Below are 13,046 nucleotides of genomic sequence, written 5' to 3'. Positions count from 1 at the left end.
CGCTTGCGCGAGGCGCTCGAAGCCGCCGCTTTCGCCACGGGCGAAGCGGCGAAGGCGGCACTGCTCGCGAGCGATGTCGCGAGCGCAGCGGCCGCCCGCGTGCGGGAGCACCGCGAGCGGGAAGCGGCGCTGCGTGCGCGAAGCGCAGCGCTCGCGGCGAAGCTGGGCGGGCGCGTCGTGACGCCCGCGGAATGGGCTGCCGCGCAGGCGGAGCTGCGCACGGCCGAGGAGCAGCGCGAAGCGGCGCTGCAGGCAGCGGCACGTGCGGAGCATGCGCTTAGCGAGCTGACGGCGAAGCACGCCAGATGGAGCGTGCTCGAGCAGCAGCGAGCCGCACAGGAGCTGCAGCGCGGTCGCCTGCACAAGCTGCAAAGCGTTCTGAAGGCGAACGCTTTGGTCGAATTCCTCGCCGAGGAGCAGCTGCTCGGCGTATCAAGGGCCGCCTCGGAGCGCCTCGGCAAACTGACACGCCGCCGTTATGCGCTTGAGGTGGATTCAAGCGGCGGCTTCGTCATTCGCGATGACGCGAATGGTGGTGTGAAGCGCCCCGTCTCCACCTTGTCAGGCGGCGAAACCTTCCTCACCTCGCTTGCACTTGCGCTGGCCTTATCCGCGCAAATTCAGCTCAAAGGGGAGTACCCGCTTGAATTCTTCTTCCTTGATGAAGGATTCGGCACCTTAGATGGCGATTTGCTAGATACGGTCGTAACTGCACTGGAGCGCCTGCATACGGATCGCGTAGCAGTGGGCGTCATATCACATGTGCCTGAACTCAAGGCAAGACTACCGCGCAAGATAATTGTTCATCCAGCAGAAGCATCAGGTCGTGGATCACGAATTGAGCTAGAAGAAAGCTAATAGCACATGATAATGATCATATTAGATTGATTTGGAAAGCTTGTTAAAGTGGACGCATAAACAAAAAGGGGATATCGAAAGTCAGTTGACTCTCGATATCCCCTTTTGTAATTGATATAGGATGCTAATGCTAAGTATCACCTAAAGAATATAACAGGATCAATTCCAGTTAAATTTTTATTACAGCTATTACAATTTCTCAATCGTCTCAATTACTTTGCGACGGACATCCGCATCGACAGGACGTCCCCATGCCAGCTCAAGTCCCCATAGAACAGCGCCAGCTGCTGGAGGAGCTTTGAGAATACTGTAATTGCATTTCAACTCGGTTAGCTCGGCAACATGTTTCTTATACAGGTCGAAGATAATCGGACGAACGGCTTTGACCCAGACGGAGCCAGCCAGAATGATATCCACTTCATTTTCAAAATCCAAATTGGTGATACAGCCTACCGTGGAACGGGCAAGCTGAAGTGCAGTGTTATCTACAATTTGCATGGCAATAACGTCCCCTTGTTCAGCAGCAGCAAGAAGAATATTAATCAGATCTGTATTTGGCAAGCTGCGCTTTACAGCACCCTCCAGTACAACCTCAATATACTGCTCTTTACGAGGAATTTGCAAAAGCTCCATGACAGGCGCTGTCAAAGAAGTTTGCGGACCCATGCGATAAAACTCATCATATACGGCGCGAAGCACCTTTCTTCCGAGGAAGAAGCCGCCGGCTTCATCGCCTGACAATTCGCTGCCAACGCCACCGACTTGCAGACGTTTACCAGTAGGAGAGATTCCGCCGGTTGAAGTGCCGGAACCGTTAATGCTGCATATGCCATAGCCCTTGTCACTGCCTGCCTTGATTCCTAGGAAGGAGTCATTATCCATCGCATAATGGGTAAACCCGATTCGTTCGATAACGTTATTAAGCTGTTCCTTCTGCGGAGGAATGTCAGCACCTGCTAGACCAAATGCACCAGCGATGACGTCATTTATCGATAGCTGATTGCGTTCGAGGATATTTACAATATTCTGATTCATAATTCGATAGGAAGCTTCATAGGAATCTGGAAATTGTTCGTGACTGCATGTGCCCGTGTTGATGTGATCCACGAAGTTTCCTTGTTTATCAAATAGCAAATAGTCAGTTTTACTATTTCCGCCATCAACGCCAATAATGAAATTTAGATTCATAGGGGTACCTCTTTCCTTGTGCTATGATCATTATTTTGGGTAGTATTCTATACTTTTGATTATAGCGTGGAGTTGATAGACTAACAACAGATTCTAGAAATAAAATTTTAATATGCAATTTTATTTTCAGAATAAAATTTCGGAAATTTACATATATTTCATGATAAGCTCTTGTTTTTTAATTCATTTAAGCTTACAATTTGGTTGATTTGGAGAAATTATAGTGAGTAGGTAATGAAAATGGCAATTAATGATAACATTCTACTTAAACTGCGGGATATGAAGGATAGTTTGACACCGGTAGAGAGAATGGTTGCAGAGTACATACTAGACAACATGGAAGAAATACCACATCTTTCGATCAAGAATCTCGCTCAACTTAGTAAAACGAGCGATGCATCTGTTCTTCGTTTTTGCAAAACGATGGGCTATAGCGGGTATCGTAGCTTTATTGTTAGTATTTCTGCTTCTTTAGGCTCGATGGATGAACAACAGGACGATCCGTACACCGATATCCAGCCAGGGGATGACCTATCGATTATTATTAACAATATCTCACGTAACAATTGCAAATCTATTGAAGACACTTTAAGTGTCATTAACCGCAATGAGATCGCACGCGCAGTTGATGCTCTGCGGGAATGTAACCGCATTGTATTCTTTGGAATAGGTGCATCAGGGCTTGTAGCGTTAGACGCTGATCAGAAATTTTCAAGAATCAATAAGATGTGCCGGACATGTACGGATGGACATAGCCAGCTTGAGTCTGCCATTCTGCTTGAGAAGGGTGATGTCGCAATCTTTATCTCGAATTCTGGTGAAACGGTTGAGATTCTCGAATCTCTTGAAATTGCCAAAAAGAGTGGTGCTTTAACTGTTGCAATTACGAAGTATAATAAAAGCCAGCTAGCAGATAAGGCTAATATTGTTCTAAGTATATCAACGCCTGAAATTACGATTAGGAGCGGTGCGATGGGCTCCCGAATTGCGATGCTTACGGTAATTGATATTTTGTTTGCAGGTGTTGCAAGTAGCGACTATCAGAATGTAAAACGGTATTTGAGCAAGACGCACAAAATTTTGGCGAGTAAACACTAATTCGAGAAGGAGGGACATCGTATAATTCTATACGGCGATGTCTTTTCTTATGCAAGTTTTAAAATAAAAAAACAGCAATTTTTTTTAATTTAAATTTTTTTTTCAAAATGTTATTGAATTATTCTCTGAAATTACTTAGAATAAGGGTGTAGGAAAAAACATTTACAAGCTTGATGAAAGCGGCTTCAACCAAATACTTAAGAATGGAGGATTCGTATGGATGAGTATCTTGCTGGCTTAGCTACAGAAGGGATCAATCAGAGCACTTTATCAATTGATGAGTGTTCAACGGAACAAATGCTGCGATTAGTGAATCAGCAAGATTCTTTGGTTCCTGGAGCGGTGGAAGCGGAAATTCCTCAAATTGCAAAAGCTGTTGATAGTTTATATCAAGTGCTGAGTAGTGGAGGCAGAATGTTCTACATAGGTGCTGGTACCTCAGGTAGAATTGGTGTACTAGATTCATCTGAATGTCCACCGACGTTCGGGACTGACCCTAAGTTAGTTCAAGGGCATATTGCCGGAGGAGATACAGCACTAAGAGTAGCAGTAGAAGGTTTTGAGGATAGTGCAGAAGAAGGGGTCGCATTAATCGAACGTTGCGGTGTAACAAGCAAGGATGCCGTCATCGGGATTACTGCTAGCGGCAGTGCTAGATTTGTTATTGCTGGACTTCAAAAGGCTAAAGAGATAGGTGCAATAACAATCGGGGTAGTGAACAATAAGAATTCGAAGCTAGAACCATACTGTGATATATGCATCGCGCCTGTTGTTGGACCAGAAGTTATTATGGGCTCCACTCGTATGAAGTCAGGAACAGCTCAAAAACTCGTTCTGAACATGCTCACAACTTGTACGATGGTGAAGCTCGGAAAAGTGTATAATAATCTTATGGTAGATTTAAAAGCTAGCAACCTCAAATTGTATGATCGTTCTGTTCGAATCATTCAGATTGCTACGGATGTGGATGCAGAAACGGCTACTCATTATTTGAAGCAAGCTTCGATGAACTGCAAGCTAGCGATTATGATGATCAAAACCGGATTAGATGCAGAGCTTGCAGAAATTGCACTTAACAAATGCAATGGCAACTTGAAAGAAGCTATTCGTACAATTAGTGCGCCAATCTAGTTGTGAATCTATCATTCTATTAATCTAAATCATTTATTTATTGGGGGAATTCAAATGAAAAGAAAAATGCCAATTATCGCATCAGTTTTGGCTTTGAGCATGTCTTTGGCAGCTTGCAGCAGCAACGACACAGCCAATAAAGATGCAGGAAGCGCAACACCAACTCCAGCAGCAACTAATTCAGATGCTAAAGATACCATTACAGCGCTTCTACCGCCGGTATCAGGTAACTTCCAAAAAACGTTTGATGAAATGCAAAAAGATTTCAACGCATTGTATCCAAACCTAACACTTAAAATCGAGCCTGCTAGCTGGGAAGATATGACTTCCAAACTTGATACTCAAGTTAACGCTGGTAGCCCTCCAGATATCGCATTCATCGGTTCCAGCGGTATTCCTAAATATGTGAACCAAGGCATGCTAATGGATATCACTGATGTAGTTACGCCAGAAATGGTTGCTGACTATGATCCAGTTCCATTCGAATATATGAAGAACGGAAAAGGACTTTACGGCTTCCCAGCTTATATGGAAGTTCACTCCATCGGTGGTAACAAAGAGTTCTTAGATAAAGCGGGAATTGACTGGCAAAGCGTTCAAAAGAATGGTTGGACTTATGACCAATTCCGCGAAGCAATCAAAAAAGGTGTAGTAACTGAGCCTGGTAAACCAACTCGTTACGGCTTCGTATTTGCAGTTAAAGGTGTTGCAGCTAAGGATTACTTGTCTATCATGGCTAAAAGTGCAGGTATGCCGTCTGAGTTTAACAAAGATTTGAAATATACTTACACAAGCAAGAACTATCTTGGCTTGCTGAAAGATCTTCGTCAATTGATCGATGACGGTTCCATGCCTAAAGAACTTAGTTCCGTTGATGCTGGTAAGCGTTGGAACATGTTCTTGACTGGTCAAACAATGATCACTGGTAAAGGTCTTGCAACATTCGAAAACAATGCAAGACAAAATAACGAAAAGATCAAGAATAAGGATGCTAGCGCAGTTAAAGATAGTATTGAAGTAGAATACGTTGCGCTTCCTGTTCCATCTTTCCAAGGCGCTGAAGCTGTTGCAACTACAGTTGTTGACGGTTATGTAACATTCCGTGGTAAGAAAGATCCTACAGATGAACACAAAGCAAACGTTGTAAAAGCTGCTTATTTCTTAGCTAGTGGTAAAGTTGCGGCACGTACTAGTGCAGACGGTTTCTTGAACCTTATCACGAAGAGTGGTAGAGATGCTGCGAAAGACTTCCCAGTTAATCGCGATCCTAACAACGCAGCTGCTATTGAAGATATGTTGAAACATGCTACACCTGCTCGTCCTGATATTCCTTCTGAACTAGCTGCTAAAGCTATCAAGATTGAAACTGAAGTAATCGTACCGAAATTCCAAGCATTAATGGCTGGTGAAATGACTCCTGAAGCTATGTTCGATGAAATTAAGAAAGCTGCAGTTGCAGCGTTTGGTGAAGACGGAATTGTAAAAGAATAATGTATGTTGTTAGGCGGGGTAGTCGTGCGCAATGCACGACTACCCGCATTATAACCGACGCTCTGAAACGGGGTATGACAAATGACTAGTATCGCTAAAACTACGAAAAAAAGAAGAATCAGAGGAGAAGGAGCCTGGGGATACGCCTTTATTGCTGTAGCATTAACTGCATTTGCAATGTTTACAGCTTACCCAGTGGTCAACGCAATTATTATCAGCTTCCAAGAATATAAACCGCTTGGTTCCACTTTTATTGGATTCGATAATTATAAAACTACAATTGTAGATCCATTATTCTGGCAATCCGTCAAAAATACGGTTGTGTATACGATTTTGACAGTGCCTGTAAACTTGGCCTTATCTTTAGGTGTTGCAATTTTGATTCTACCTTTGAGAAAGAAAACACAAACTTTCTTTAAAGCGACTTTCTATTTACCTGTTGTAGCATCTGGTGTTGCTTTGTCCGTTGTTTGGTTGTGGATCTTTGATGCACTACCAGGCGGTATTCTAAATCAGCTAGTTGGCTATTTAGGTATCGATAGTCAGAACTGGCTGGGATCTAGCAAAACCGCAATGTTTTCACTCGTACTTATGTCTTGGTTATCAAGCCACGGTACAAGTATTATCATTTATCTAGCTGGTTTGCTTGGCATTGATGATGCTTATTATGAAGCTGCTGAACTAGATGGTGCGAACTTCTTCCAAAAACTATGGCATATCGTTGTGCCTGCAATTAAACCTGCTACTTTGTTCTTGCTTGTAACTGGTGTGATAGGATCTTTCCAAGTATTCCAAAATGCTTTCCTCATGACAGGTGGAGGACCGAATAACTCGACTACAATGATGGGCTTGCTGATCTTCAATAACGCATTTACATATTTTGAATTCGGTAAAGCTGCCGCTCAATCCCTAATTCTAGCTGCTATTATTGGAGTCATTTCATTCCTTCAGTTCAAATATGCAGGTAAAGACGTAGAATACTAAGAGAGAGAGAGGGATAAATAATGGCATTATTTAGCAACCATACGGGCAAACCACATAAAAGACATATAAGAAACTCGATCATTTTTATCGGCCTAACTCTTTTTGCTTTAGCAACCATTTTTCCAATTTATTTCATGGTTATCACTTCGTTTGGTGATCCGGTTGAGGCTGGAGCAATTAGCTACTCGATTCTGCCTTCTCAAATATCGTTTGAATCGTACAAATTCTTCTTCGACTTCAGTGAACATTCTTATAAATGGATATTAAATTCACTTATCGTTGCAAGTTCAGTAACAGTATCCAACGTCTTGTTTGCTAGCTTAGCTGGTTATGCTTTTTCCAAGCTTCGTTTTAAAGGCAGAGGTGTACTATTCGCGGTTTTACTAGTTTCGATGATGATTCCGTACCAAGTAACACAAGTTCCTTTGTACATCTTGATCGTAAATACGTTCGATATGCAAAATACTTATGGCGCGCTTATCGTACCTGGTATTGTTACGGTTTATAACATTTTCCTATCTAAACAGTTTATGAGCAGTATTCCGAACGAAGTTCTTGAATGTGCCAAAATCGAAGGCTGTAATCAATTCCAAATTTATTGGAAAATTATTCTACCATTATCCAAAACTGTACTTGCTGTTATGGCAATTCTAACGTTCATGGATAGCTGGAATACATTCTTCTGGCCATTACTTGTTACGAATACAATGGATATGCAAACGATTCAGGTTGGTCTTAAAAACTTCCGTTTTGCGAATACAACCTTTATCGCGCCAATGATGGCGGGTGCAACCATTTCGGCATTACCAATGTTTATTCTATTCTTTAGCTTACAAAAATACTTCCTTGAAGGGGTTACAGTAGGAGCTGTGAAAGGATAAAAATGGAAACTCATTCCTCTACCTTAAATCGACGCTATGTTGTCGGATTGATGTCAGGCACATCAGTTGATGGTATTGACGCTTCTGTGATTGAAATTAGCGAGAGCTTAGATACTAAGCCGAACGTTCAATTAATCGCTTTTGAGAATATCGCATTTCCCAAAGCGGTTAGAGAAGAGATATTTACATTATTTGATCCAAAACAAGCTACGGTAGATAAAGTTGGAATGATGAATGTACTTTTGGGTGAGCTTTATGCCGATGCTGCATTGTCAGTTATTCAACAGGCAAAGCTTACCCCTCAAGATATTCATGCGATTGGCTCGCATGGACAAACGATTTATCATGCTCCTAACTTGCAGCATCGTGAAGGCTATGATCTTCGTTATACGGTCCAGATTGGTGAAGGAGCTGTAATCGCAGCAAGAACAGGAATCCCTTGTGTCTCTGATTTTCGTGTAGCAGACATGGCGGTCGGAGGACAAGGGGCACCACTTGTTCCATTTACGGAGTATTTGCTATATCGTGAGCAGAATCGAACGATTCTCTTGCAGAATATCGGGGGAATCGGCAATCTAACAGTAATTCCTGCAGGTTGTACATCTGATGAGGTATTTGCATTAGATACAGGTCCTGGCAATATGCTGATCGATGGCGTTGTAGCAAGAATAACGGGTGGAGACCAGATGATGGATATAGGTGGAGCGATTGCTCAGAAGGGCAATGTAGATGAAGATTTACTAGAGCTCCTAAAGCAAGAGGAGTATTACACACTTCCGCTTCCTAAATCAACGGGTCGAGAGCTATTCGGTTCTGAATATGTGGATCAAGTGCTAGCTTATGCAGGCAAGTTGAATCTCGCATTCGAGGATATAGTAGCCACTGTTACAATGCTTACAGCATGGTCAATTGGAGATGCTTACCGTCGCTATGTGAGAGATCGTCATCCAGCTGACGTTTTGTTCGTTGGAGGTGGCGGCAGTTACAATCATACTTTGATGAAGTATCTGACCGAAGAGTTTAGTGTTATGGGTATAGAGGTATTAACACAAGAGCAGATTGGTTATAACAGTGACGCCAAAGAAGCAGTTGCATTTGCACTGCTTGCAGATTATACAATGGCAAGACTAACGAATAATTTACCGAACGTAACAGGAGCCGAGCGTCCTGTCATTATGGGCAAAATATCATACTAGCTCTTGCTGAGAGGGATGTTCATTATGATAGTACCATTCGATTATACCTATATCGAACAGGTCATTGGATTATGGAACAACGAAGCAGTGAACGATGGATATAAGGAACTTACAGAACAAAGCTTTGCTGATATTTTTCTAAACAATCGTTACTTTAAACAAGAGCTTGCTTTTGTCCTTCTTGAATCTGAACAAGTGATTGGATTTGCATGTGGATGTACCGGTGATGACCTGCCATTAGGTGATGTTGCGGGTTATATCACGTGCATTCTTGTGTCCAGTGACTGGAAAACAGACAATCATTACAAGCAATTGCTTCATGCATTAGAGCAGCAATTCCAGCTTGCAGGCAAAAAGCAGGCTGATTTCTTATTCTTTAACCCTATGCATCTTCCATGGTACATCCCTGGAACGCCAAAGCACGAGCATAACAATGCACCTGGCGTACCTGTGGATAGTGCCTTATATGCGTTTCTACTAGAACAAGGCTATATCGATCGTGCAAGACAATGTGCGATGTATCTAAATCTGGCAGGCTTCTCGATTCCTGAGAATATTCGGTTGAAAGAAGAGAAAGCGGCTGCCAAAGGATTTACAGTAGGGCTATTTGATGCGAATCAGTATCACGGAGTTCAAGAAATGCTGGAAGGATTAGGAAATCCCTTATGGCTCAAAGAAATTACTGAAAGTACAGCAAACGGTGTGCCTGTAGTTATTGCAGCTTGTGAAGGCAAAGCTGCTGGATTCGCTGGACCCGTCATACGTCAGGTAAGTGGAAGAGGCTATTTTGCAGGAATTGGCGTCCATCCTGAATATGAAGGTCATGGACTGGGCAGCATTCTTTTCTTCAAATTATGTGAAGCATTCAAGAATATTGGCACCGAGTACATGTCTTTATTTACGGGTAGAAACAATCCTGCATTAGGCATATATGAGAAAGCAGGATTTACAGAAGCTAAAGAATTTGCGATTATGCGAAAGGAGATATTTTAACATGAGTGAACAAAAATTAACGATTCTAGCTGTTGGAGGTCATGTTGGAGATATGGAATTGACTGCAGGCGGTGTGCTTGCTAGTCATTCACTTAAGGGAGATCGCATTGTCACTTTAGCGCTTACTGCAGGTGAACGCGGCGTGCCAGCAGGCAGAGATATGGCGGATTATCGTAAGCAAAAAGTACAAGAAGCTGAAACTTTTGCTTCCATGTTAGGCGGAGAAGCAATTGTTTTCGATAACCCAGATGGTGAGCTGCCAGATTCACATGAAATGCGTGTTCAAGTAGCCGACGTTATTCGTCAGGTGAGACCGAACATCCTGATTACGCATCATAGCAGAAGTATGCACAAGGATCATATGACCACACATCGCATCGTGAATGATGCTAGATTCTTTGCAGGATTGCCATCCTTTGAAAGAGAATTGCCAGCATTCTTTGCTTCCAAGCTGTATTATGCAGAGAACTGGGAAGATGCAGTTGACTATCGCCCTTATGTTTACATCGATTTCTCGCAAGAGGCATATGATTTATGGATTGACGCATTGTCCAAGCATTGGTTTGTAACGGGCAGCAAATCCTTCCCATACATGGAGTACTATAAACATTTGGCAAGAGTTAGAGGTATCGAAGCTCGCAAACAATATGCGGAGACATTCATGATCCCACAAGAGACTTTGCGTGAGTTGAGGTCTGGACTATGATTCTTAATGGAATAGATCAAATTGATAAGTATGACCATATTTTCAAAGGGAAACGAATCGGACTCATTACAGCGCCAACGGGTTTAAACAAGGATTTTGTTTCTACTATTCAGATTCTGCATGAAAAATATCATCTAGCGGCTATGTTTGGTCCAGAGCACGGTGTGCGCGGCGATTTAGCGGCTGGTGCATTAGTGGATACCTATACGGACAAATATACAGGTGTGCCTGTTCATAGCTTATATCGCAAAGATTCAAAGCGCTTGACGCAGGAAATGCTAGATAGCGTGGATATCGTCGTATACGATATTCAGGATGTAGGAGCTCGTTACTATACGTTTATTTATACGATGTTGTACGCACTTGAGGATTGTGCCAAGGCAGGCAAAGAATTCGTTGTTCTGGATCGAATTAATCCATTAGATGGCGTAACGGTAGAAGGCAATGTGCTCAAGGATGGCTTTCAATCCTTTGTCGGTAACTATCCGCTAGCTGTGCGATATGGTCTAACAGCGGGTGAAGTGGCGACAATGGCCAATGAGCAAATGAACTGGAATTGCAAGCTACATGTAGTACCTTGCGATGGCTGGGAGCGTCAGATGCAATTCGCGGATACAGGCCGAATTTGGGTGTTGCCATCTCTGGGGCTTCCTAGATTCGATTCCGCCTTGGTTTATCCAGGTGCCTGCTTGTTTGAAGGCACCAATTTGTCAGAAGGAAGAGGTACGTCTTGTCCGTTTGAGATCATCGGCGCTCCGTATATCGATGCTCAGACTCTATCAGATGAGATGAACCGTAAGAAGCTGCCTGGCGTTCTATTCCGTCCTGTGTATTTTAAACCTACTACCTCCAAGCATGAAGGTGTATTATGCGGTGGGGTACAAATTTATATCACAGATAGACACGCACTTAAGCCGCTTGAAATGGGTATTGATTTATTGTTTACGATCAAGCAGAACTATGAAGAATTCGAATTCTTGCCTCCTGTTAAGGAGAATAGCAGACCGTTTATCGACCTGCTGTGCGGCGATAATATATATCGTCAGGAGAATTTAGACGTAGCTGCCATGGTAGAACGCTTCCGTGAGGAAAGCCAAGAGTTTGCCAAGATGAAGCAGCAGTATCATTTGTACTAGACATAAACCTTGAACACTCTGTCACTTAGGGATGGAGTGTTCTGTTTTGTTTTGGTGAATGACGGAATCTATAAAATATTGAATTATATTTGTCTGATTTTTACTCTTTTGGTAGATGTACAAGCGATAAAACATAGAAAACTGATTTACAAGATTTACCCTTTGACATATAATTAACGTGACATATGTTCATGGATAATTTTTCATTTTTTCAAAATCACATGGACAACAATAATGTTTTGAGAGGGGAAACAAAATGCGCATTCAAAAAAAGGGTTGGGTTATGTCGCTAGTTTTAGTCATGACATTGATCTTGACAGCTTGCGGGGGAGCTAAGCCGGCTGCATCATCAGCACCATCTACAGGTCCGTCAGAAACACCTGCTGCAACACCTGCAGCTACGCCAGCTGCGACACCAGCTGCTACGCAAGCACCAACAGCTAGCAAGATTAAGGTTGGTATGGTTACAGACGTTGGCGGTGTAAACGATAACTCGTTTAACCAAAGCGCTTGGGAAGGTCTTCAAGCATTCGACAAAGACAATACTAAATATTTGCAAAGTGCAAGCGATTCAGATTACGTTCCTAACTTAACTCAATTTGCGAAGCAAAAAACGGATCTAACTTGGGGTATCGGTTTCATGATGGCTGATGCGGTTAAGCAAGTTGCCGATCAAAACCCAGATTTGAAATTCGGTATCATTGACGGTGAAGTGGATGCTAAGAATGTAGCGTCCGTACTGTTCAAAGAAAATGAAGGTTCTTACTTAGTAGGCGTAGTTGCTGGCCTAATGACGAAATCCAACAAAATCGGATTCGTAGGCGGAGCTGAAATTCCAGTTATTACACGTTTTGAAGTAGGTTTCGTAGCAGGTGTTAAGGCAGTAAAACCTGATGCAACTGTAAAAGTAGTGTATACAGGTAAATTCGATTCACCAAGTGATGGTAAGTCAACTGCAGCTTCCATGTACGGTGATGGAATTGATATCATTTTCCACGCTGCTGGTTCCACTGGTGACGGTGTGTTCAACGAAGCGAAAGAACGTAAGAAGAAAGATCCTAACGTATGGGTAATTGGTGTTGATAAAGACCAATCCAAAACTTTCGGCGATGAAATTACACTAACTTCCATGATGAAGCGTGTAGACGAAGCGGTTAAGAAAATTTCTGCTGATGCAGCTGCTGGCAAATTCGAAGGTAAGAAGATCGAGCTTGGTCTTAAAGATAATGGTGTAGGCCTACCTGAGAAGAATCCTAACGTTCCAGCTGAAGTTCTAGCGAAAGTGAAAGAATATCAAGATAAGATCGTTAAAGGTGAAATTACAGTTCCTGAAACAAAATAGATATTGGAATAATAAGATAGATGACTAATTCATACAAGGCTA

At 42.7% G+C, this 13,046-nt stretch carries 12 protein-coding genes; 11 read left to right on the top strand and 1 reads right to left on the bottom strand.

The window, feature by feature from the left end; genetic code table 11:
- The coding region (locus tag E0485_RS17100) for an SbcC/MukB-like Walker B domain-containing protein (protein WP_268957602.1) at positions 1–858 on the top strand (858 nt) is incomplete at its 5' end.
- A gap of 189 nt (positions 859–1,047) precedes the next feature.
- On the opposite strand, the gene E0485_RS17095 is transcribed toward E0485_RS17100, so the two are convergent.
- Positions 1,048–2,046: an N-acetylglucosamine kinase gene (locus E0485_RS17095; RefSeq protein ID WP_132419291.1), complete on the bottom strand. Its 999-nt coding sequence runs from the start codon at positions 2,044–2,046 to the stop codon at positions 1,048–1,050.
- A gap of 240 nt (positions 2,047–2,286) precedes the next feature.
- On the opposite strand from E0485_RS17095, the gene E0485_RS17090 reads away from it, so the two are divergent.
- The 10 genes from E0485_RS17090 to E0485_RS17045 all read left to right on the top strand — a co-directional run bounded on the left by E0485_RS17090 (position 2,287) and on the right by E0485_RS17045 (position 13,004).
- Positions 2,287–3,144, top strand: a complete 858-nt coding sequence (locus tag E0485_RS17090; RefSeq protein ID WP_132419290.1) for a MurR/RpiR family transcriptional regulator — start codon at positions 2,287–2,289, stop codon at positions 3,142–3,144.
- Between the two features lie 216 nt (positions 3,145–3,360).
- Positions 3,361–4,275, top strand: coding sequence for an N-acetylmuramic acid 6-phosphate etherase (gene murQ / locus E0485_RS17085; protein ID WP_132419289.1), 915 nt, complete (start codon positions 3,361–3,363; stop codon positions 4,273–4,275).
- Between the two features lie 54 nt (positions 4,276–4,329).
- Entirely contained in the window at positions 4,330–5,766 is a 1,437-nt protein-coding gene (locus E0485_RS17080; protein WP_132419288.1) for an ABC transporter substrate-binding protein, read from the top strand.
- A gap of 81 nt (positions 5,767–5,847) precedes the next feature.
- A complete protein-coding gene (locus E0485_RS17075; protein WP_132419287.1) occupies positions 5,848–6,750 on the top strand; it encodes a carbohydrate ABC transporter permease in 903 nt (300 codons plus the stop codon).
- Between the two features lie 20 nt (positions 6,751–6,770).
- Positions 6,771–7,631, top strand: coding sequence for a carbohydrate ABC transporter permease (locus E0485_RS17070; protein WP_132419286.1), 861 nt, complete (start codon positions 6,771–6,773; stop codon positions 7,629–7,631).
- 2 nt (positions 7,632–7,633) lie between these two features.
- Positions 7,634–8,827 (top strand): anhydro-N-acetylmuramic acid kinase, encoded by a 1,194-nt coding sequence (locus tag E0485_RS17065; protein WP_132419285.1) that lies wholly within the window; start codon positions 7,634–7,636, stop codon positions 8,825–8,827.
- 24 nt (positions 8,828–8,851) lie between these two features.
- A complete protein-coding gene (locus tag E0485_RS17060) occupies positions 8,852–9,820 on the top strand; it encodes a GNAT family N-acetyltransferase (protein WP_132419284.1) in 969 nt (322 codons plus the stop codon).
- Position 9,821: 1 nt separating this feature from the next.
- Positions 9,822–10,526: a PIG-L deacetylase family protein gene (locus E0485_RS17055; protein WP_132419283.1), complete on the top strand. Its 705-nt coding sequence runs from the start codon at positions 9,822–9,824 to the stop codon at positions 10,524–10,526.
- Positions 10,523–11,662, top strand: coding sequence for an exo-beta-N-acetylmuramidase NamZ family protein (locus E0485_RS17050; protein ID WP_132419282.1), 1,140 nt, complete (start codon positions 10,523–10,525; stop codon positions 11,660–11,662). The genes E0485_RS17055 and E0485_RS17050 overlap by 4 nt, the downstream gene beginning before the upstream one ends.
- A 256-nt stretch (positions 11,663–11,918) precedes the next feature.
- Complete coding sequence (locus E0485_RS17045) at positions 11,919–13,004, top strand: BMP family lipoprotein (protein ID WP_235857607.1); 1,086 nt, start codon at positions 11,919–11,921, stop codon at positions 13,002–13,004.
- Positions 13,005–13,046 lie beyond the last annotated feature (42 nt).

Source organism: Paenibacillus albiflavus (assembly GCF_004344915.1).
GTDB lineage: Bacteria > Bacillota > Bacilli > Paenibacillales > NBRC-103111 > Paenibacillus_AM > Paenibacillus_AM albiflavus.
This window is presented reverse-complemented; position numbering and strand designations above follow the sequence as displayed.